This window comes from Streptosporangium sp. NBC_01755, from assembly GCF_035917995.1.
GTDB lineage: Bacteria > Actinomycetota > Actinomycetes > Streptosporangiales > Streptosporangiaceae > Streptosporangium.
This window is the reverse complement of sequence record NZ_CP109131.1, coordinates 7,022,529-7,043,846: the sequence shown is the minus strand read 5'-3', so window position 1 is coordinate 7,043,846 and position 21,318 is coordinate 7,022,529. Positions and strand designations below refer to the sequence as shown.

General features: G+C 70.4%; 19 protein-coding genes. 4 read left to right on the top strand and 15 right to left on the bottom strand.

The window, feature by feature from the left end:
• Positions 1-77 precede the first annotated feature (77 nt).
• Both OG884_RS32455 and OG884_RS32450 read right to left on the bottom strand, forming a co-directional pair.
• Positions 78-1,220, bottom strand: a complete 1,143-nt coding sequence (locus OG884_RS32455) for an acyl-CoA dehydrogenase family protein (protein WP_326639250.1) — start codon at positions 1,218-1,220, stop codon at positions 78-80.
• A 241-nt stretch (positions 1,221-1,461) separates the two neighbouring features.
• Positions 1,462-2,577, bottom strand: coding sequence for a M24 family metallopeptidase (locus OG884_RS32450; protein ID WP_326639249.1), 1,116 nt, complete (start codon positions 2,575-2,577; stop codon positions 1,462-1,464).
• A 225-nt stretch (positions 2,578-2,802) separates the two neighbouring features.
• On the opposite strand from OG884_RS32450, the gene OG884_RS32445 reads away from it, so the two are divergent.
• The 3 genes from OG884_RS32445 (at position 2,803) to OG884_RS32435 (ending at position 6,440) form a co-directional block, all read left to right on the top strand.
• A complete protein-coding gene (locus OG884_RS32445; protein ID WP_326639248.1) occupies positions 2,803-4,020 on the top strand; it encodes a PP2C family protein-serine/threonine phosphatase in 1,218 nt (405 codons plus the stop codon).
• 17 nt (positions 4,021-4,037) lie between these two features.
• Positions 4,038-4,931 (top strand): 5'-3' exonuclease, encoded by an 894-nt coding sequence (locus tag OG884_RS32440; RefSeq protein ID WP_326639245.1) that lies wholly within the window; start codon positions 4,038-4,040, stop codon positions 4,929-4,931.
• A gap of 81 nt (positions 4,932-5,012) precedes the next feature.
• Positions 5,013-6,440 carry an RNB domain-containing ribonuclease gene (locus tag OG884_RS32435; protein WP_326639244.1) on the top strand — a complete coding sequence of 476 codons (1,428 nt, stop codon included), beginning with the start codon at positions 5,013-5,015 and terminating at the stop codon, positions 6,438-6,440.
• Positions 6,441-6,508: 68 nt separating this feature from the next.
• Here the strand turns inward: OG884_RS32435 and OG884_RS32430 are convergent, their stop codons facing one another.
• From OG884_RS32430 to OG884_RS32400, 7 genes are all read right to left on the bottom strand, one after another.
• Positions 6,509-9,238 carry a DEAD/DEAH box helicase gene (locus tag OG884_RS32430; RefSeq protein ID WP_326639242.1) on the bottom strand — a complete coding sequence of 910 codons (2,730 nt, stop codon included), beginning with the start codon at positions 9,236-9,238 and terminating at the stop codon, positions 6,509-6,511.
• A gap of 118 nt (positions 9,239-9,356) precedes the next feature.
• Complete coding sequence (locus OG884_RS32425; RefSeq protein WP_326639240.1) at positions 9,357-10,232, bottom strand: diacylglycerol kinase; 876 nt, start codon at positions 10,230-10,232, stop codon at positions 9,357-9,359.
• Positions 10,233-10,249: 17 nt separating this feature from the next.
• A complete protein-coding gene (tatC, locus tag OG884_RS32420) occupies positions 10,250-11,104 on the bottom strand; it encodes a twin-arginine translocase subunit TatC (RefSeq protein ID WP_326639236.1) in 855 nt (284 codons plus the stop codon).
• Between the two features lie 157 nt (positions 11,105-11,261).
• Positions 11,262-11,597, bottom strand: a complete 336-nt coding sequence (gene tatA / locus OG884_RS32415) for a Sec-independent protein translocase subunit TatA (protein WP_326639233.1) — start codon at positions 11,595-11,597, stop codon at positions 11,262-11,264.
• Between the two features lie 65 nt (positions 11,598-11,662).
• On the bottom strand, positions 11,663-11,851 hold the full coding sequence (locus OG884_RS32410; RefSeq protein WP_326639231.1) for a hypothetical protein: 189 nt from the start codon (positions 11,849-11,851) through the stop codon (positions 11,663-11,665).
• Positions 11,852-11,875: 24 nt separating this feature from the next.
• Positions 11,876-12,832, bottom strand: coding sequence for a helix-turn-helix transcriptional regulator (locus OG884_RS32405; RefSeq protein ID WP_326639230.1), 957 nt, complete (start codon positions 12,830-12,832; stop codon positions 11,876-11,878).
• Positions 12,829-13,785: a helix-turn-helix transcriptional regulator gene (locus OG884_RS32400; RefSeq protein WP_326639228.1), complete on the bottom strand. Its 957-nt coding sequence runs from the start codon at positions 13,783-13,785 to the stop codon at positions 12,829-12,831. The genes OG884_RS32405 and OG884_RS32400 overlap by 4 nt, the downstream gene beginning before the upstream one ends.
• Positions 13,786-13,824: 39 nt before the next feature.
• Between OG884_RS32400 and OG884_RS32395 the strand changes: the two genes are divergently transcribed.
• Positions 13,825-14,943 carry a DUF3866 family protein gene (locus OG884_RS32395; protein ID WP_326639226.1) on the top strand — a complete coding sequence of 373 codons (1,119 nt, stop codon included), beginning with the start codon at positions 13,825-13,827 and terminating at the stop codon, positions 14,941-14,943.
• A 229-nt stretch (positions 14,944-15,172) separates the two neighbouring features.
• Here OG884_RS32395 and OG884_RS32390 read toward each other — a convergent pair whose 3' ends face one another.
• The 6 genes from OG884_RS32390 to OG884_RS32365 form a co-directional block, all read right to left on the bottom strand.
• A complete protein-coding gene (locus OG884_RS32390; RefSeq protein ID WP_326639224.1) occupies positions 15,173-16,123 on the bottom strand; it encodes an FKBP-type peptidyl-prolyl cis-trans isomerase in 951 nt (316 codons plus the stop codon).
• Between the two features lie 95 nt (positions 16,124-16,218).
• Entirely contained in the window at positions 16,219-17,577 is a 1,359-nt protein-coding gene (gene pafA / locus OG884_RS32385; RefSeq protein ID WP_326639222.1) for a Pup--protein ligase, read from the bottom strand.
• Positions 17,578-17,739: 162 nt separating this feature from the next.
• Positions 17,740-18,405, bottom strand: a complete 666-nt coding sequence (locus OG884_RS32380; protein WP_326639220.1) for a hypothetical protein — start codon at positions 18,403-18,405, stop codon at positions 17,740-17,742.
• 147 nt (positions 18,406-18,552) lie between these two features.
• A complete protein-coding gene (prcA, locus tag OG884_RS32375) occupies positions 18,553-19,377 on the bottom strand; it encodes a proteasome subunit alpha (protein ID WP_326647066.1) in 825 nt (274 codons plus the stop codon).
• Positions 19,378-19,402: 25 nt separating this feature from the next.
• Positions 19,403-20,221, bottom strand: coding sequence for a proteasome subunit beta (gene prcB / locus OG884_RS32370; protein ID WP_326647064.1), 819 nt, complete (start codon positions 20,219-20,221; stop codon positions 19,403-19,405).
• 597 nt (positions 20,222-20,818) lie between these two features.
• Positions 20,819-21,028, bottom strand: coding sequence for a ubiquitin-like protein Pup (locus OG884_RS32365; RefSeq protein WP_030904562.1), 210 nt, complete (start codon positions 21,026-21,028; stop codon positions 20,819-20,821).
• Positions 21,029-21,318 lie beyond the last annotated feature (290 nt).

The following is a 21,318-nucleotide window of genomic DNA, read 5'->3' as shown; positions in this document are numbered from 1 at the left end:
GCCACGTTCACCGGACAGCAGGGCGCCTCGGAGACGACCCCGGCCGGACCCGCCCGGGAAACCGGCGAGGACTCCCGCTAACGGGCGAGGGCCCGGCTGATCACCAGGCGCTGGACCTGGTTGGTGCCCTCGACGATCTGCAGGACCTTGGCCTCCCGCATGTGACGCTCGACCGGGAAGTCCTCCACGTAGCCGTAGCCGCCGAGGATCTGGACCGCGTCGGTGGTGACCTTCATGCACATGTCGGTGGCGAAGAGCTTCGCCATCGCCGCCCGCGTGCCGTAGGGCCGGCCCGCGTCGCGCAGCCGGGCGGCGTCCAGGTAGAGGGCGCGGGCGGCGGCGATCTGGGTGGCCATGTCGGCGAGCATGAAGCCGACGCCCTGGAAGTCGATGATCCGCGAGCCGAACTGGCGACGCTCTGCGGCGTACGCGGTGGCGGCGTCGAAGGCGGCCTGCGCCACGCCGACGGCACAGGCGGCGATACCGAGCCTGCCGCCGTCCAGGGCGGCCATGGCGATCCTGAAGCCCTCCCCCTCGGCGCCCAGCAGTGCCTCCGGCCCCAGTCGCACCCCGTCGAAGCGGACCTGGGCGGTCGGTGACGACCTCATCCCCATCTTCCGCTCGGGCGCGCCGAACGACAGCCCTTCCGTCTCCGCGGGCACGTGGAAGCAGGAGATGCCGCGCGCGCCGTCGGCCGAGGTGCGGGCCATCAGCATGTAGAAGTCGGCGACGCCGCCGTGGGTGGTCCAGGCCTTGACCCCGTCGACCGTGTAACCGTCCTCACCGGGGACCGCCCGGGTCACCAGCGCGGCGGCGTCGGACCCCGACTGCGGCTCCGACAGGCAGTAGGCGCCCAGCCACTCACCACCCAGCATCCGGGGAAGCAGCGCGGCGCGCTGCTCGGCGGTGCCGTAGGCGGCCACCGGGAAACACGACAGGGTGTGCACCGACAGGCCGAGCCCGACCGCCAGCCAGCCGGCCGCGAGCTCCTCGATCACCTGCAGGTAGACCTCGTACGGCTGCGCCGCCCCGCCGTGCTCCTCCGGGTAGGGCAGGCCGAGCAGTCCCGCGTGGCCCAGGGTGGTGAACACCTCCCGGGGAAAGCGCGCGGCGGACTCGTCGGTCGCGGCACGGGGGGCGACCTCCTTGCCGATCAGATCGCGGACCAGGTCCAGCAGGTCATGGGCATCGCCGGTCGGCAGAACGCGCTCAACGGTCATCTGACTCCTTCCAACGTGAAAGACCCCACCCTCGGGCTCATGGGAGGGGACCGCATCCGCGTGCTCCAGGTCCTGGCGCGGACGACGAAGGGGGCGGCCGGGATCGCCGGCCACCCCGATTCTGGCACCCGCCGGACGACCGCGGGTTCGCGCCGGGGGTGATCGCCACGGCACGGCCGTACAGGGGCCGGTCGTGGCAGGGGCCGTACAGGGGCCGTACAGGGGCCGGTCGTGGCGGGCGTCAGACGACCACGAGCTCGCGAGTGCGGTGGTTGACCCGCTCGCCGCCCTCCTCCGTGCAGATGAGGATGTCCTCGATGCGGGCGCCGTGGGCCCCCGGCAGGTAGATGCCCGGCTCGACGGAGAAGGCGAACCCGGGCGCCAGCGGCTCGGAGTTGCCCGCGACGATGTAGGGCTCCTCGTGGGTCTCCAGACCGATGCCGTGGCCGGTGCGGTGGATGAAGTAGTCGCCGTAACCCTCGGCCGTGATCACGTCTCGCGCGGCGGCGTCGATCTCCTCGCACGGCACCCCGGGGCGCACGGCGTCACAGGCGGCCTGCTGGGCGCGCCTGAGCACCTCGTAGTACTTCAGGAAGCCCGCCGGAGGCTCGCCGATGGCGTAGACGCGGGTGGAGTCCGAGCAGTAGCCGTCGGGCATCTGGCCCCCGATGTCGACCACGATCGGCTCGCGCTCGGAGACGATCCGGTCCGACAACTCGTGGTGCGGGCTGGCGCCGTTGGGGCCGGAGCCGACGATGACGAAGTCGACGGTGGAGTGGCCGGCCGCGATGATCGCCTCGGCGATGTCCCTGCCGACCTCCCGCTCGGTCCTGCCGGCCCGCAGGAAGCCGGGCACCTGGGCGTGGACGGCGTCGATCGCGGCGCCCGCCGCGCGCAGCGCCGCCACCTCGGCCGGGCTCTTGCGCATCCGCAGCCCGCGCAGGACCGTCCCGGCGAGCACCTGCTCGGCTCCGGGGATCGCCTCGCGCAGGCGCAGCGACTGCATCGCCCACATCCGGTCGGCGAGGCCCACCTTCCCGACCTCGCCCAGGCGCCTGCCGACGACCGCGTACGGGTCGTCGGTCTCGTCCCAGGGGACGAACTCGACGCCGAGCCGGGACGCCGGAGAGCGCTCGGCGGCGGGCAGCTCCAGACGGGGCACCATCAGGAACGCCTCCCCCACGACCGGGAGCACCAGGCAGGTGAGCCGCTCCAGCGGCAGCGCCTCGTAACCGGTCACGTAACGCAGGTCGGGACCTGGCGTGAGCAGCAGCGCGTCGAGCCCGGCGGTGGCGGCCACCTCGCGGGCGGCCGCCAGGCGGGTCACGGGATAGAGATCAGATGGCTCCGTCGTCACGCCGCCCAATCTAATCCCGGCCGGAGCGGCGACGCATCCGGGAGCGGCCCCGGGACCGAAAGTCAGGGAAAGGAAGGCACCGCGGCGACCCTGCCACTACAATCTGTTGAAGTACGATCACAATTTGTTGGCAAAATGTCCACACAGCCATACATTTCGAGAGCGAGCTACATGGTCGGCGTAGTGGGCGGCCACCAGCCCCCCCTCCACCCACGAAACGACCAGGTGACCGCTTCGGCCCCGTCGGCCACCGCTGAGATGGCGCAGCGATTGCGAGACGAGCCGGGCGAGCACATGGCCGTGGAGCGACAACTCCTCAACACCCGCCTGGCGCACGCGGAACGCCTGGGCGATATGGGCTGGACCGAGTGGAATCTTCAGACCGGAGAGTCCACCTGGTCCGATCAGGTGTACACCATATTCGGCCGTGATCCCGGCGACGGCCCGATTCACCTGCGCGATCTGGCCGGCCACGTCGAGGCGACCGACCGGCCCGACCTCGACCTGCGCCTGTGGTCCGTCATGCACCGGGCCGAGTCCGGGGAGGTCGAGTTCCGCATCCGCCGCCACGGCGAGCTCCGCCACCTGCGCGCCGTGCTCGACCCCGTCGTGACCGGCGGCCATGCCGCCGTGCACGGCGTCGTCCAGGACATCACCTGTCGACGTCGTGCCGAGCGCATCATGTCCGAGTCGCGGAGCAAGCTGCTGCGGGTCCGCGAGCAGGCCGCGGAGGAACACCACATGAGCCTCGCGCTGCGCGAGGCGATAATGCCCGGCCTGGGAGAGACCATCGACCTGCCTCACGCTCGCATCGCGGTCCGCTATGTGGCGGCGGGTGTCAAGCCCAGCCTCGGCGGCGACTGGTACGACGCCGTTCCCCTGCCCGACGACAGGGTGCTGCTGGCCATCGGCGACGTCTCCGGGCACGGGATGTCCGCGATCTCCCAGATGGCACAGCTGCGGCACGCCCTGATCGGCCTCGCGATGACCGGCCACTCCCCCGACCGGCTGCTGGCCTGGCTCAACGACTTCGTGCTGCACCGGATGCCGGAGACGACGGCGACCATGATCGTCGGCCACCTCGACCCGGCCACCAGGATGTTCACCTGGGGGCAGGCCGGGCACCCGGCGCCGATCCTGGTCCGCGACGGGACCGCCACCCAGCTCGACCCGCCTGCCGGGGTGCTGCTGGGCGCCACCCCCGACGAGCCGTACGAGCTGGCCGGGGTCGAGCTGCGGGAGGGCGACCTGCTGCTGCTGTTCACCGACGGGCTGGTGGAGCGGCGCACCCGCGACATCGACGAGGGCCTGGCGCTGACCATGGAGGCCGCGGCCCTGCTGAGGGGAGATCCGAACGACGGACTCGACCAGCTCATCGAGGTGATCGGCGGCCCCAATCCCGAGGACGACACCTGCGTTCTGGCCATCGGAGTGCTCGGCTGATTGGTTAAATGGTCGCCATGCCCGGCCTGATGCTTCTTGACACTCCGTCGCTGTACTACCGCGCCTTCTACGGGATTCCCGAGTCGATGACCTCGCCCGACGGTATGCCCGTCAACGCGGTGCGCGGCGTCATCGACATGATCGCCATGTTGGTCCGCAGGCACTCTCCCCGCGAGCTCGTGGCCTGTATGGACGCCGACTGGCGCCCTGCCTTCCGGGTGGCGGCCATCCCCACGTACAAGACCCACAGGGTCGCCGAGGGCGGCGCCGAGGAGACCCCGGACACGCTCGCCCCGCAGGTGCCGGTGATCGAGCGGGTGCTCGACGCGGTGGGCATCGCCCGCATCGGCGTGCCCGGCTACGAGGCCGACGACGTGATGGGCACGCTCACCGCACGGGCCGGCGGCCAGGTCGACGTCGTCACCGGCGATCGCGACCTGTTCCAGCTGGTCGACGACTCCCGGCCGGTCCGCGTTCTCTACACCGCCAGAGGGGTCAAGAACCTCCAGCTGGTCGACGAGACCGTCGTCGCCGAGAAGTACCGCATCCCCGGCCGCTGCTACGCCGACTTCGCCACCCTGCGCGGCGACCCGAGTGACGGCCTGCCGGGCGTGCCGGGGGTGGGCGACAAGACCGCGGCGGCTCTGATCACCCGATTCGGTTCCCTGGAGGCGCTGCTGCGGGCCTTCGACGGGGACGGCGACCTGACCTCGGGGCAGCGCGCCAGGCTGTCGGCCGCCCGCGACTACCTGCGGGTGGCCCCCGAGGTGGTCTGGGTCGCCCGCGACGTGCCCCTGCCCGAGACCGACCTCACGCTCCCCGCCAAGCCCCGCGACCCGGAGGCCCTGGCCGCGCTGAGCGAGCGCTACGGCCTGGGCGGGCCGCTGGAACGGCTGACCTCCGCGCTCTGACCCATCCCATGGAATGTCCGGTCTGCCCATTTCGCCCTAGTCGGTGGGGCGGCCCCGCCGCAAGCCGGTAGGTTGCTCCCTGTGCCTCACAAGAGCATCCGGGTGCCCGGAGAGTCCCATCCGCGGCTCGACGACGGTTTCGAACGGATCCGCCGTGAGATGAAGTTGCCCGAGGGGTTTCCCCGAGCGGTGGTCGACGAGGCCGAGTGGGTCGCCGAGGTGCCCACCCTGCCCCGGCTGGACCGGACCGACCTGCCACTGATCACCATCGACCCTCCGGGGGCGATGGACCTCGACCAGGCCGTGCACCTGGAGGAGCAGCCCGGCGGCTACCGCGTCTGGTACGCCATCGCCGACGTCGGGGCGTTCGTCAGGCCCGGCGGGGCGATCGACACCGAGGCCCGCACCCGGGGCGAGACGATCTACATGCCCGACGGGCGCGTGCCGCTGCACCCGCCCCTGCTGTCGGAGGCCGCCGCCAGCCTGCTGCCGGGCGTGACCCGGCCCGCCGCGCTGTGGTGCGTCGACCTCGACGCGGAGGGCCGGATCGTGGGCGCGGACGTGACCAGGGCGCTGGTACGCAGCCGCGAGAGGCTCGACTACGACTACGTGCAGGCCGCGATCGACACCGGCACCGCCGACGGCACGCTGCGGCTGCTGGCCGAGATCGGCCGGCTCAGGCTCGCCCTGGAGCGGGCCAGAGGCGGCGTCACGCTGCCCACCCCCGACCAGGAGGTCGTTCCGGACGGGGACGGCTACCGGCTGGAGTTGCGCGCCCCGCTGGAGGCCGAGGCGTGGAACGCGCAGATCTCGCTGCTGACGGGCATGGCCGCCGCCTCGATGATGCTGGACGCGGAGATCGGCCTGCTGCGGGTGCTGCCGCCCGCCCCCGCCGAGAGAGTCGCCCAGGTCCGCAGGGTGGCCGCGGCACTCGGCGTGCCCTGGCCGGAGGGTGCGGGGTACGGCGACGTCGTGCACGCCCTCGACCCGAAGATTCCCGAGCAGGCCGCGTTCCTGCAGGAGTCGACGGTGCTGCTGCGCGGCGCCGGCTACGTGGCCTTCAACGGCGAGCCCCCCTCGCAGGCGGCGCACGCCGCGGTGGGCGCACCGTACGCGCATGTGACCGCGCCGCTGCGCCGGCTCATCGACCGCTACGCCACGGAGATCTGCCTGGCCATCGCGGCGGGCGAGCCGGTGCCGCAGGACGTCCAGGAGGCCATGGGCGAGCTGCCGGAGATCATGCGCACCACCGGGCGGCGCGTGAACGGCGTCGAGCGGGCGTGCGTGGACCTGGTGGAGGCCTTCGTGCTCCGCGAGCGGGTGGGCCAGACGTTCGACGCGGTGGTGATCGACGTGACCGAGGGTCAGCCGTGGGGCCAGGTGCAGCTCACCGATCCGGCGGTGACGGCCCGCTGCGACGGCGAGGGGCTTGGGCTGGGCAAGGTCGTGCGCGTGCGGCTGACGCGCGCCGACCCGACCACCCGCGAGGTCCGCTTCGGCCTGGCCTGACACCACGCCACCCGCGAGGTCCGCCCCGCCGCGGCACGGCTCAGACCAGAGCCGTGCCGCCGACGGGCTCAGGTCAGGGACGAGTAGGCCACCACACCGCGGCGTAGGGCGTCCATCGCCTTGCCCGCGCTCTGCTTGACCTTGCTCCCCCCGGGGGCGGCATTGGAGATCTGGCCGAGAAGGTCGAGCAGCTGCTTGATCCAGCGTACGAAGTCTCCCGCGGCCAGTTCCGCGCCGCCGGCGCCGTCGCGGAGCACGGAGTCCAGGGTGTGGCCCTTGGCCCAGCGGAAGGCCGCCCAGGCGAAGCCGAAGTCGGGTTCCCTGATGAACGACAGGCCGTGGTCGCTCTCGATCGATTCCAGCTCGCCCCAGAGACGGACCATGTCGGCCAGCGTCTTCTGCGCGCCGCCCGCGGGGATCCTGGGCTGGCGGGCATCGTCGGCCTGCCTGGACTCGAAGACCAGTGAGGAGACGCACGCGGCCAGTTCGGCCGGGTCCAGGTCGTTCCAGAGCCCGGCGCGCAGGCACTCGGCGGTCAGCAGGTCCAGTTCGGTGTAGAGCTGGGCCAGGCGGCGGCCCTCGGCGGTGACGCTCTCACCGTCGAGGTAGCCGAGCTGGTCGAGCACCCCGCAGACCTTGTCGAAGGTGCGGGCGATGACGTGGGAGCGGCCCTCGACCCGGCGGCGCAGGCCCTCGGTCTCGCGGAGCAGCTTGTGGTAGCGCTCGGCCCAGCGGGCGTGGTCCTCGCGCTCGTCGCACCCGTGGCAGGGGTGCCGGCGGATCTCCCGGCGCAGGCGGATGATCTCCTCGTCCTCCGCGGCGTGGTCGCGTGCCCTGACGGGCTTGCCGAAGTCCCGGTCGCCGATCTTGGCGTGCACGGAGGAGACCAGGTTGGCCCGCTCCTTCGGCGAGCGGGCGTTGAAGTTCTTCGGGATGCGCAGGTGCTCGACCGGTTCGACCGGGACGGGAAAGTCGGCCGGCGACAGCTTCTTGACCTGCTTGCCGATGGTCAGCACCAGCGGGGACGGCCCCTCCCCCCGGGAGTTGAGGCCGGGGTCGAGAACGACGGCCAGGCCGGCGCGGCGCCCGCCCGGAACCCGGATGATGTCACCGGGCTTGAGCGCCTCCAGCGAGCGCAGCGCCTGCGTCCTGCGGGCCGCGCCGCGCTGGCGCGACAGCTCGGCCTCCCTGTCGGACAGGGCCCTGCGCATCGCGGCGTACTCCTCGAAGTCGCCCAGGTGGCAGGTCATCGCCTGGCGGTAGCCTTCCAGGGCCTCCTCGGCTCGGCGCACCTGCTTGGCGATGCCCACCACGGCCCGGTCGGCCTGGAACTGCGCGAACGAGGACTCCAGGAGCGTCCTGGCCCGCTCCCTGCCCACCTGGCCGACCAGGTTGACCGCCATGTTGTACGAGGGGCGGAAGCTGGAACGCAGCGGGTAGGTGCGGGTGCTGGCCAGGCCGGCGACCTGGAGGGGGTCGGTGCCCGGCTGCCACTGGACTACCGCGTGCCCCTCCACGTCGATGCCGCGGCGCCCGGCCCGCCCGGTGAGCTGGGTGTACTCGCCGGGTGTGAGGTCGGCGTGGGTCTCGCCGTTCCACTTGTCGAGCTTCTCGATCACCACGGAGCGGGCGGGCATGTTGATGCCCAGCGCGAGGGTCTCGGTGGCGAACACGGCCTTGACCAGACCGCGGGTGAACAGCTCCTCGACGACCTCCTTGAAGGCCGGGAGCATGCCCGCGTGGTGGGAGGCCAGACCCCGCTCCAGGGCGTCACGCCACTCGAGGTAGCCGAGCACGGCCAGGTCCTCGTCGGGCAGGTGCGCGGTGCGCTCGTCGACGATCTGGCGGATCTCGTGGCGCTCGGCGTCGGTGGTGAGCCGGATGCCGTCGTGCAGGCACTGCATGACGGCGGCGTCACAGCCGGCCCTGGAGAAGATGAACGTGATCGCGGGCAGCAGGGCGTCGGTGTCCAGGCGCTCGATGGCCGCGGCCCGGTCCGGCGGACCGCTCCTACGGGGCCGCGAGTAGCCTCGGCGGCCCCTGCCGTACGCCTGGCGCTCCTCGTCCTTGGCGATGCGCAGCAGGTTGGGGTTGATCTGGGGGCGGCGGTCCCCGTCGCCGGTGACGAACAGGTCGTAGATGCGGTTGCCGACGAGCATGTGCTGCCAGAGCGGGACCGGACGGTGCTCGTCGACGATGACACTGGTGTCGCCGCGGACCTCCCCCATCCACTCGCCGAACTCCTCGGCGTTGCTCACCGTGGCCGACAGGGCGACCAGCCGCACCGACTCCGGCAGGTGGATGATCACCTCTTCCCAGACCGCGCCGCGGAACCGGTCGGCGAGGTAGTGGACCTCGTCCATGACGACGAAGCCGAGCCCCGCCAGGGTGCCGGATCCGGCGTAGAGCATGTTGCGCAGCACCTCGGTCGTCATGACGACGATGGGAGCCTCGCCGTTGACGCTGTTGTCGCCGGTCAGCAGCCCTACCTTGGTCGCACCGTACCGCCTGACCAGATCGTTGTACTTCTGGTTGGACAGCGCCTTGATCGGGGTGGTGTAGAAGCACTTGCGGCCCTCCGCCAGGGCCAGGTGCACGGCGAACTCGCCCACGACCGTCTTTCCCGAGCCGGTGGGGGCCGCCACGAGGACCCCGTCGCCCGCCTCCAGCGCCCGGCAGGCGTCGAGCTGGAAGTCATCCAGTTCGAAGTCGTACAGGCCGCGGAACGAGGTCAGCGCCGGCCCGCTCTCAGCCTGGCTCTGACGGAAAGCAGCGTATCGTTCCGCTGGGGTCGTCATGCCTCCCAGCCTACCGATATCGGGATTCCGGTCTGTCCCCCCTTTTACCCGGCGCTCTGGCCGATCGCGTGGGCGGTCCGAGGGCGGCGGTCCCTCCCCGCGGAGCGCCCGAGCGGGCCTAAACGAGGACCGTCAGCGCCCCGGGAACGATCTCGCAGGTCAGCGGGGTGGGACCGACCCGCTCGCCGTCGGCGTAGACGATCACTCCGGGAGCCTCCACCCGCACACGGCGGGCGCGGCGCATGGTGACGGCGGGGTGGCTCCCGTGGGTGCCCCGGTAGACGCGGGGAAAGGTGCGCAGGAACTCCCCCCTGGGGACGGCACCGAGGATCGTCACGTCCAGCAGGCCGTCGTCGGGCACGGCATCGGGGCACACCCGCATGCCCGCGCCGTACGAACGGGTGTTGCCGACCGCGACCAACATGGCCTCCCGCTCGACGATCTCGCCGTCCAGGTCGATCCGGAAGGGGATGGGGCGGAAGGAGCGCAGTTCCCCGACGAGGGCGAGCAGGTATTTGGCCATGCCGGGCGGCCAGGTCATCCGGTTGGCCCGCTCGTTGACACGGGAGTCGAAGCCGCAGGCCACCACCCCGGCGAACCACTCGTCCTCACCCACCTTGGCGGCGTCGACGGTGCGCACCCGCCCGCGCAGCACGATGTCGGCGGCGGCCAGGGGCGCCTTCAGCGGGATGCCGAGCGCGCTCGCGATGTCGTTGCCGGTGCCCACCGGGATGACGCCCAGCGGCACACCACTGCCCGCGACCGCCTGGAGTGCCAGGTGGACCAGGCCGTCACCGCCGAAGGCCACCAGCGCCTCGGGCTCCTCGGCGACGGCCGTGCAGGCTCGGTCCAGGGCGTCGGCGGCGGAGTCTCCGAGGATCACCGAGACCTCGCGACCGCCCTGCCGCAGCCGGTCGAGCACCGGGGAGAGCAGTCCCCGCGAGCGGCCGCCACGAGCGGCGGGATTGACGAGGACTGCGATCTCTGCGGGCACAGACCGGAACTTATCCCCTATTTGCCGGGATCGGTGTCGGTCGTTTTCGAATCGATAGGAGCCGGATCATCGACGGGAGCCACATCGCCCAGGGCCGAGGCGTCGTCGTCGAGCGAGGATGCCTCGTCGTCGGAGAGGTGGGAGAAGTCATCACCCTTCGGCTGCCGCTTCTCCCGCAGGTACATGAATCCCTCGGCCAGGGCGAACAGCGCCACCATCGGCAGGGCGAGCGCGATCATCGTGAACGGGTCGCCGCCCGGGGTGGCGACCGCGCCGAAGACGAACATGATGAAGATGACCATGCGGCGGTGCTTGGCCACCAGCGCGCGCGGCAACACCCCGATGACGTTCAGGAACACCATGAGCAGCGGCAGCTCGAAGGAGATGCCGAACACGATGAGCATGATCAGCGCGTAGCTGAGGTACTCGTCGATCGTGATGCCGGTCAGCGTCCCCGGCGGGGCGAACCCAAGCAGGATCGACAGCCCCGTGTCCATCACGAAGTAGGCCAGAGCCGCGCCCGCGAGGAACAGCGGGACGGCCAGCACGACGAACAGGATCGAGTAGCGCTTCTCATTGCGATACAGGCCCGGGGTGACGAAACCCCAGATCTGCCAGAGCCAGATCGGCGAGGAGACGACGAGGCCGAACATCGCCGCGACCTTGAGGTTCACGAAGAAGGAGTCGAAGACGCCGAGGATCAGCATCGTGCACTGTCCAGGCCGCAACTCCTGCGCCTGGGGAAGCCCGCAGTAAGGGGCGGACACGAACTGCCAGATCGGGCCAAAGAATATGAAACCGACCACCATGCCCGCGACCAGGCCGAGCATGGCGATGACCAGCCGGTTGCGCAACTCGCGCAGGTGCTCCATGAGCGGCATCCGGCCGTCGCCCGAGTCAACGGAGTCAACGGAGTCAACGGGCGGTGTCGCCCCATTCCGGCCCGGTTTAGGCCACTTCAGCAGCGCCATTCACGAATCCTGGGGTGACGAGTCGGTTGATCAGGGTAGATCTTCAGGCTACCGCCGATCACTGCGTCTTGGGCGCTCCGGCCTGAGCTCGCAGCCTGGCGGCCTGCTCCTCAAGCTGGCGGGCCTGCTCCTCGGCGCTCAGCGCCGAGGCCGGGGCCGAAGTCGCCGGCGGGATCGGCTGCGGAGCCGGGGTGGCGGGCTGGGCATGGGCCTGGACGACCGTGGTGGTCGTGCCGGCTGCCTCGTCGTCATCGCGGAGCTTGGCGGTCTCCGACTTGAAGATGCGCAGCGACCGGCCGAGCCCGCGGGCGGCTTCCGGCAACTTCTTGGCACCGAAAAGCAGCACCAGGATCAAGCCGATGATGATCAGCTCAGTGGGTCCGAGGTTTGGCATTACACATCCTTACGCCGAACGACGTGCGGTCTCTGCTCCGATCGTACGCTGCCCCGAGGACAGACTCATCCCCGCGGAACGCGTATCGTCCCCGCTCTCTCACCGAACAGCACCCGGACGGGCTCCAGCCTCCCGTGCGCGCGGTCGATCTCGCGGCCGAGCTCGGTGGCCGCGCGCAGCACGCGAACGGCCAGGAAACCGAGGACCGCCAGCCCCGCGAGAGCCGGCGAGAGCGCGGCGATGATCCAGCTCATACCGGGAGATCCTAGCTCCGCGCGTCAGGAGATCGACTCGTAACGATTCAGCGCGGCCGTCGCGGCGGCGCGCACGCTCGCGTCCAGCGAGGCGGGCGAGATCACCCTGCCGGTGTCTCCCAGGCGCAGCGCCAGACGTACCACCCAGCCCTGGTCCCTGGCGCGCAACGTCACCCGCACGCGGCCCTCGCCGAGCTCGGTGACCTGCTCGCACGGGTAGTACTCGGAGACCCAGCGGCCCGCGGCGGTCAGCTCCAGCTCCACCAGCTCGTCGGTCGGCGAGGGCCGGAACACCCCGGGCGTCACCTCGTCCGGCACGGCGTCGGCGGGCGGGTCGGCGGGCACGTCGAGCACATCGACGGAGAGCATCCGGTCCAGCCGGAACAGCCGGACCGCCTCGGCCCGGTAGCACCAGCCCGACAGGTAGGGGCGGCCGTCCACGACGACCAGGCGCATCGGGTCGACCTCGCGCGGGGTGACCTCGTCGCGCCCCGGCACGTAGTAGCGCAGCGACAGCCGTCTACGGCGCCGCAGCGCCTCGTTGACGACGGGCAGCGCGTCGGGTGCGGCGTCGACCTCCACCGCGACCTGGCTGCTGACCGCCGCCGCGCCCTCGCCCGAGGCCTGCTCGAACTTGGCGATGACCCGGGTCAGCGCGTCGCGCTCCCCGAACTCCGGCATCTCCGCGAGCAGGCGCAGCGCGACCAGCAGGGCGCTGGCCTCGTCCACCCCCAGCCGCAGCGGGCGGGCGATGGTGTCGGCGTTGTCGATGACGATCTCCCCGCCGTCCCACGACACGTCGATCAGGTCGCCGGGGGTGTGACCGGGCAGCCCGCACATCCACACCAGCTGCAGGTCGTCGATGAGCTGCTTCTCGGTCAGGCCGAAGATCTTCGCGACCTCGGGCACCTGTGCCCCGGGGTGCGACATCAGATAGGGCACCAGCGCCAGCAACCTGGGCAGGCGATCGGCGGTACTCACGCGAGTGCTCCCTTCAGGCGGCAGATCACCGCGTCGCGGGCGTCCGGCGGGCCGACCACCTCGGCGTCGGCGGCGAAGCCCACGATCCACCCGGCCAGCCGGCCGGGGTCGGTGAACTCGACCTCCAGCTCGTCCCATCCGTCGCCGGCGGACCGCACCGCCTTCGCCACCTGGCGCAGCCCCTGGCAGGTGTCCTGCCTGACCCGGACCAGGGCGGTACGCTCCCGGACCGCGGCGTCGCTGTAGACGACCATGGACTTGATGTCGACGCCCTCGGGCACCGTCACGGAGCCCGGGCGGCCGACGGTGGTGACCGCCCCGCCGATCCGGCTGAGCCGGAAGACCCTCGGCGCGTCCCGGTCGCGGTCGTGACCGACCATGTACCAGCGGCCGCGGCGGCTGACCACGCCCCACGGCTCCACGGTGCGGGTCAGTACGTTCTGGCTGGCCGCCGCCCGGTAGGCGAAGCGGACCGCCCGCCGGTCGCGCACGGCCTCCCAGAGCGCGGGGAAGGACGGATCCTGGGTGTCGACGCGCAACTCCAGTGCCCCGCCGAGCACCCCGTACGCCTCGTCGGTCTCCACGCCTCCGGCGCGCAGCTTCAGCAGCGCGCCGCTGGCCGCCTCGGCCAGGCTGGCCCGCTGCCACACCTGGGCCGCCAGACCCACCACCGCGGCCTCGTCCGGCTCCAGGGTGATCTCCGGCAGCTCGTAGGCCTGGCGGACGATCCGGTAGCCGGGATCCTCCTCCCAGGGGTCCTTGTGGACCTCGATCGGGATGCCGATCTCGCGCAGTTCGTTCTTGTCCCGCTCGAACATCCGCTGGAAGGCCTCGTCGTTGTCGGCGTCGTAGCCCGGCACCGCCTGGCGGATGTGCTCGGCACTGAGCGGCCGCCGCGTGGCCAGCAGGCAGATCACAAGATTGAGCAGCCGCTCGGTCTTCCGGCGCGACATCCGGCCTCCTCCCTGTTCAAGTGACGCTACCCTTCCCCCGTGATCAGATGGCGCAGGGGCGAGGTCGTACGGATCCGGCGCGAATGGCCGGGGGCGGTGGAACTCGACGTGACCACCGAGGACGGTGAGGCGCGCGCGCTCGCCTACCCGGCCCTGGTGGGGCGCCCGGAGCCCGGTGATGGGGTACTGCTTAACACGACCGCGCTCGCGATGGGTCTCGGTACGGGAGGTTACGCCATGGTGGTGGCTGTTCCCGACCGATTGCCACAAGATCCTCAAGGTCCCGGACACCTGGTGAAGGCACGCTACACCCCATTGCAGACCACCGTACTCGGCGCGGACGAGCAGGACTCGCCCTTCCACGACCTGCTGCGCGACGCCGACTCCGTGGACGGCATGCCGGTGATCGTCGCCGACCTGCACTCGGCCCTGCCGGCGATTCTCTGCGGCCTGTACGGCTCGAATCCCCCGCCTACCGGGGAGACCGGCGACGAGCGGGGATCCAACGGCGGGCGCCGGCCCGTCAGGGTCGCCTACGTGATGCTCGACGGGGGCGCGCTGCCCGCCTGGTTCTCCATGTCGTGCGCGCGGCTGCGGGAGGCCGGCTGGCTGTGCGGGGTCGTCACGGTGGGCCAGGCCTTCGGCGGCGACGTGGAGGCGGTGACGCCGCACACGGGCCTGCTGGCGGCCCGGCACGTCCTGGGGGCCGACGTCGCGATCGTCACCCAGGGGCCGGGCAACCTGGGCAGCGGCACCCGCTGGGGCTTCTCCGGCGTCTCGGCCGGCGAGGCGGTCAACGCCGCCGCCGTCCTCGGGGGCCGCCCGGTCGCGGCGCTGCGGGTCAGCGAAGGCGACCTGCGCGAGCGCCACATCGGGGTCTCACACCACTCGCTGACCGCCTACGGCCGGGTGGCGCTGGCTCCCGCCCAGATCGCCGTGCCCGTGCTGCCCGGCGACTTCGGCAGGCGGGTGACCGAGCAGTCGCGCCCGCTCGCCGCGCGGCACGAACTGGTCGAGGTGCCGGTGGACGGGCTGTACGCGGCGTTGCGGGAGTCTCCGGTCAGGCTGTCGACGATGGGCCGCGGCCTGGACGAGGACCTGGCCTACTTCCTGGCCTCGGCCGCCGCCGGACGCCACACGGCCTCGCTGCTGTCTTGAACTCCTCCCCGGCCCGAAGGCCGGAGACTCTCCCGTCGCGTCGCGGTTAAGCGGCGCGCGGGGGTTGACGCTTCGCAGACCGGGTAACCCCGAGGTCTCCACGTCCTAATGGGAGCTACCGGTTCTGCTGTTCGGGCAGACTCGGTGCCTGGTAGCTTGGTGGGCCGCCTTCTTCTCCAGCCGGCGCAGGTGTTCTTTCTCGCCGTTGCGTCGCCCCGGCGGCGGAGCGTCAGTAGGCGGCCAGCACGTCGACCAGGAAGACCAGGGTGTCGGTTCCCTTGATCTTGTCGCCGGAACCCGCCTTGCCGTAACCGAGGTCCGGCGGGATGCTCAGCAGCACCCGGCTGCCCACGGGTACGCCGACCAGACCCTGGTCCCAGCCCTTGATGACCTTGCCGGTGCCGATCTGGAACATGATCGGCTGGCCGCCGCGGGACCAGCTGCTGTCGAACTCGACGTCCGAACCCCAGACCTTCCCGGCGTACTGGACCAGGATCGACTGACCGGTCTTGACCTCGGGCCCCGCGCCCTTGATCACGGTCTTGGCGACGAGTTCCTTGGGCGCCTTCTCCTTGGTCTTGGTGGTGAACTTCGGTGCGGCCTCGCCGCCCGGGTTCTCCACCTTGACGCCGGCGAGGCCGGGGTCGGTCGCGGTGCCCTTGGCCGCGTTCCCCTCGGGGACGCCGATCACGTCGACCACGAAGACCTGCGACTGGCCCGCGGGGGCCTGCGCCTGCTGCTCCTTGGGCAGTGCGTCCTTGGCGACGACGGACATGAACCTGCCGCCGCCCTTGGTCTCGGCGAAGCCCTTTCTGAGGATCTCCGGGACCTGCTCGTTGAGCGTGATGACCTGCGGCCCGCCCTCGTCATAGGTCGAGCCCGCGAGCTTGTTCTCCTTGCCGTCCCAGGCGAAGACCGTGAAGTTGGCCACCACGTTGGTGCCGAGCTTGGCGGCCTCCCCCGTGCTGCCGGGGGTGAGCACCTTGTAGGAGGAGGTCTCGACGACCTTGGCCGGGAAGGCCACCTTCGGCTTGGCGCCGACCGCCCCTGTCACCTGTAGCTCGGTGACTCCGCTGCCGGCGGGACTGGAGGAGCCAGTGGCCACGTCCCCTCCGGAGCCGCATGCTGCGGCGAACATCAGAGGCACTGCGGCCAGTACGGCCATGCTGCGGCGGCGCATAGGTATCCCTCAAGCAGACGTCAGGTTCGCGCCACACTACCCGTACCGGCATACAGAGGAGGTAAGCATGGAAGGAGCTTGCCGAAGCGTGACCATCACATTCCGGCGATGAGCTTGTCCACCCTCTCGTCGACGCTGCGGAACGGATCCTTGCACAGCACCGTGCGCTGTGCCTGGTCGTTGAGCTTCAAGTGCACCCAGTCGACCGTGAAGTCACGGCGCTTCTCCTGCGCCTTGCGGATGAACTCCCCGCGCAGCCGGGCACGGGTGGTCTGCGGCGGCACCGACTTGGCCTCGAAGATCTTCAGGTCGGAGGCCACCCGCTCCACCGCACCGCGCTTCTGTAGCAGGTAGAACAGGCCACGGCGGCGGTGCACGTCGTGGTAGGCCAGGTCGAGCTGGGCGACCCGGGGGCTCGACAGCGGCAGGTCGTACTTCCTGCGGTAGCGCTCGATCAGCTGGTACTTGGTCACCCAGTCGATCTCGCGGGCGACCTTGTCGAGGTTGCCGGTCTCGACCGCGTTGAGCGTGCGCTCCCACAGTTCCAGCACCCGGTGGCTGATCTCGTCGCCGCCACGACGCTCGACGAACTCACGGGCCTTGGAGAGGTATTCCTCCTGGATCTCCAGCGAGGACGCCTCCCTGCCGTTGGCCAGCCGCACCCGCCGCCGCCCGGTCATGTCATGGGAGACCTCTCGGATGGCCCTGATCGGATTCTCCAGGGACAGGTCACGCATCACGGTGCCCGCCTCGATCATGCGCAGCACCAGGTCGGTGGCGCCGACCTTGAGCAGCATGGTCGTCTCGCTCATGTTGGAGTCGCCGACGATGACGTGCAGGCGGCGGAACCGCTCGGCGTCCGCGTGCGGCTCGTCACGGGTGTTGATGATCGGGCGTGACCTGGTGGTGGCGCTGGATACGCCCTCCCAGATGTGCTCGGCCCGCTGGGAGACGCAGTAGACCGCTCCACGCGGGGTCTGCAGCACCTTGCCGGCCCCGCAGATGATCTGCCGGGTGACCAGGAACGGGATCAGCACGTCGGCCAGTCGGCCGAACTCGCCGTGCCGGCCCACCAGGTAGTTCTCGTGGCAGCCGTATGAGTTGCCCGCGGAGTCGGTGTTGTTCTTGAACAGGTAGATGTCGCCGGCGATGCCCTCCTCGCGAAGACGCTTCTCGGCGTCGACGAGAAGGCCCTCCAGGATGCGCTCGCCCGCCTTGTCGTGGGTGACGAGCTCCACGACGTTGTCACACTCGGGGGTGGCGTACTCGGGGTGGCTGCCCACGTCGAGATACAGGCGCGCCCCATTGCGGAGGAAGACGTTGCTCGATCGGCCCCAGGAGACGACACGGCGGAATAGATAACGCGCTACCTCATCGGGTGACAGCCGCCGCTGCCCCCTGAATGTGCAGGTGACGCCGTACTCGTTCTCAAGCCCGAAGATGCGACGATCCATTGCCTCACACTATTCGCCGAACCCCTCTCGTGGGAGGGATCATGGGGTTTTCGGTCGTACGGCTTATGCCCCGGGCTGCGAGCGGCTAAGCGCGGACGCGGCTCGCACCCGGGGCATCGCCGGATGCGAGCGATGCGAGGGCGTCGGGCCCGATGGGCCGGATCAGCCGCCGCCCTGCCAGAAGATCTCGACAACCTTGGTGATTCTGCCGTTCTCCGTGGTGATCAGGGCCGGCCGGTAGAGACCCTCCACCCCGGCCAGGGATGCCGCCTCCTTGACGTTGTCGATCAGCGTCTGGCGGCCGCATTTCTCGGTGCCGAGGTTGGTGGCCTTGTCATAGGTCTGTGACGAGCCGTCGCAGCCGCTGTCCGCGAGGAACAGCACGTCCTCGGCGATGGGCGCCAGGTAGCGGGTCACGTCGCCCTCCTCGGGACCGTCGAAGTGGCCGTCCTCGCCACCGCTCTGGGCGAAACGGATCGGCCGGTACTCGGCCACGCCGTTGTCGTCCACGCCGGTGAGCCAGCCGCGCAGGACACCCTCGAAGGGGGGCGGGCTGCCCTTGCTCCAGTCGTGCTCGGGAGCGGCCTGAAACTCGGTGCCGAAGAGCTCGGGGGTGGCCGCGGGCCGGGAGGCGGGGGCGGACTCGGGGGCGGCGTCAGGCGCGCCGGTCGAGGGGGCGGCGGAGGCGGTCGTTCCCGGGGAGGAGGCCGGAGCCGGCGTCTCGCTACAGCCGGACGTCAGTGCCACGGCTGCGAGCAGTGCCAGCGTGGCGGGACCGGCCGAGCGGAGGGTGAGCCCGGTCCGGGCTAGAGGGGTGGCGTTTTTCACACAGACTGTGACCATCGGTGAGCCGGTTCGGTTGTCAGGAAAGGGTGTGATCCAGAACACACCGAGAGCGCCGCCCCGGGCAGGGCGGCGCTCTCCCGTCGTGCGGTCAGTCGCCGGACGCGGTGCCGGTGTCGTCGTCGGACCCGATCAGCCGCTCGCCCCGGTGTCGATGTCGCCGTCGGGCGCGGTCGGCGGGGCACCGGGCGTCTCGGGCGCGGAAAGGGGACTCTCCGTCTGGGCCGTCTGGGTGGCCTGCGCCGCCGATTCGGCCGCGGATTCGGCCGCGGAGGCCCCGTCGGCCAGCAGGCGCTCCAGTCTCGGGCCGCTGAGCCGCAGGAACTTGCGGTGCGGCCGGTTCCGGTCGAGGACCGCAACCTCCAGCTGGCCCGCGGGGAAGCGCTCGCCGCCCGGCTCGGTCAGCGCGAACAGTGCCGCCTCCAGCGCCTCGGTCAGTGACAGACCGTCGCGGTAACGCTCCTTGAGCCGGCCGGCCACCGCCTCGGCCTGGCCGCCCATGGCCACCAGGCCCGCCTCGTCGAAGACCGAGCCGTCGAAGGTCAGCCGGTAGATGTGGTCCTCGTCGGAGGAATCGCCGACCTCGGCAACCACGATCTCCACCTCGAACGGCTTCAGTGACTCGGTGAAGATCTGTCCGAGGTTCTGCGCGTAGAGGTTGGCCAGGCCACGGGCGGTGACGTCGTCACGGGCGTAGGTGTAGCCGTTGATGTCGGCATAGCGGATGCCGCCGAGACGCAGCGCCTCGAACTCGTTGTAGCGGCCTACCGCGGCGAAACCGATCTTGTCGTAGATCTCACTGATCTTGTGCAGGGCACGGGACGGGTTGGGCGCGACGAACAGGATGCCGTCCTTGTACTGCAGGACGACGACGCTACGGCCCCGCGCGATCCCCTTGCGCGCGTAGTCCGCCTTGTCCCGCATCTGCTGCTCGGGCGAGACATATCCAAAAGGCATGGACACCTGGGGTGATCCTCTCGTGTTAGCGCAGCGGGGCGGTGGGGCCGTCGGGGAAGTTCGCTCTGGAGTCGATCACGACCCGGGCGAACTCGCCCACCTCCTCGTCGGGGAGTCGGCGGTATCCGTCGGCGGTGATCACCGCGACGACGGGCCAGATCTTGCGGATCACATCGGGGCCACCGGTCGCCGAGTCGTCGTCGGCCGCGTCGTAGAGGGCGTGGATGAGCGTCAGCACGGTGTCCTCGGGCGAGGCGCCCTCCCGGTAGAGCTTCTTCAGCGCACCCCGCGCGAAGATCGAGCCGGACCCGATCGCGTGGTGCTGCCGCTGTTCGTAGGGGCCACCGCCCACGTCGTAGCTGAAGATCCGGCCGCCGTCGATATCGGGGTCGTAGGCGGCGAAGAGCGGCACGACCACGAGCCCCTGCATCGCCATCGGCAGGTTGCCGCGGATCATCGTGGCGAGCCGGTTGGCCTTGCCCGCCACCGAGAGCGTGCGGCCCTCCCGCTTCTCGTAGTGCTCGAGTTCCACCCGGTAGAGGCGGGCCAACTCGATCCCGGTGCTCGCCGTCCCCGCGATGCCCATGCCCGAGTAGTCGTCCGTGCGGAACACCTTCTCCATGTCTCGCTGGGAGATGATGTTTCCCGAGGTCGCCCGGCGGTCTCCCGCGATCACCACGCCACCCGCGCACATCGCCGCGACGATCGTGGTGGCATGCGGAATCTGGTCACCAACCGGGGTCGCCAGAGTCTCGTTACGGACAGGCAACAAGTCCGGCGAATGGGACCTGACGAACTCGGTGAACGAGGAGCTCCCGGTGTCGGTAAAGATATGATTCACCATGCCGGCGGGCAGGTCCCTGTGCGATCCCACGCGACTCCCTCCAAAGGTGCAGTCCTTTAAGGCCCGACCTTACTCATCTTGCCGTCCTGCTTGCACTTCCCTGGATCAGCTCAGCGCGAACCACCTCCGCCGGGCTTTTGAATCTTTACGGGTGACTACATCCGTGTAGTGGCGGAGTCGTCGCGACATGCCGTCCCCTCGGCCCGCCTCCGGGCGCGCGGGCGGGCGGGCCGGAGACCCACCCGGTGCCCGAGCCCCTCCTCCCACCACTCCGCTCTCCCGCCCGGTGGATCGAGCGGAAGCCGTCCTGCTCGGCGAACGTCCGATCGACGTCCACCTCGGTGACGCCTCTCGGTAGTGCCGTGACCCGGTTTCGGCCGGTAGTCGCGCTCGCCTTCGTGGTTCTTGACTTCGCCGACCCTTTGCATCCGGGTTTCATCCAGGTGCGACAGGGTTTGCGATGAGAAGTCAGTCCATCTGGTCGCGCTCGGTCACGGCTGAATTCGGCCTACGGCCTGGTCGCCTCGTATCTCGAACGATATTCACGGCCGACGGAAACCTCCGGCCGCTCCTTGGCGGCTTTTCCCGCGCGGTCCCCTACTCCCCGCCTTTTTGCACGTAGCTTCGAACGAACTCCTCCGCGTTCTCCTCAAGAACCTCGTCGATCTCGTCGAGGATCGCGTCGACGTCGTCGGAGAGCTTCTCGTGACGCTCCTGGACGTCGGAGGTCTCCGCCGCGGCGGTCTCCTCGACTTCCTTGTCGGTCCGGCCGGTCTGCTTCTGGCCGCCGGTGTCCTTACTTGCCATGTGTGGCACCTCCGCTTGGGGGACGCATCTGACTCATATCTTCCCCGAACCGGACGACATTGCGCGCGGATCGTCCCGTGATCTTTGTGGGAGCTTCCCTGGGCCGTTCCGAGGTGCTCCCCGTCAAGGAACCTCCCCAGGGACTCCTCGGCAAACCCCCCTTCGCCCCGTTCTCCCGGGCGGGATGCCGCCGCACTCGGGCATGCCGCCGCCCTGGTCGGCCCTGTGTGACCACCATCACCCTCGAATCCGGCCTTATCCGGAAGCCCATGAGAAGGTAAGGAACGTTC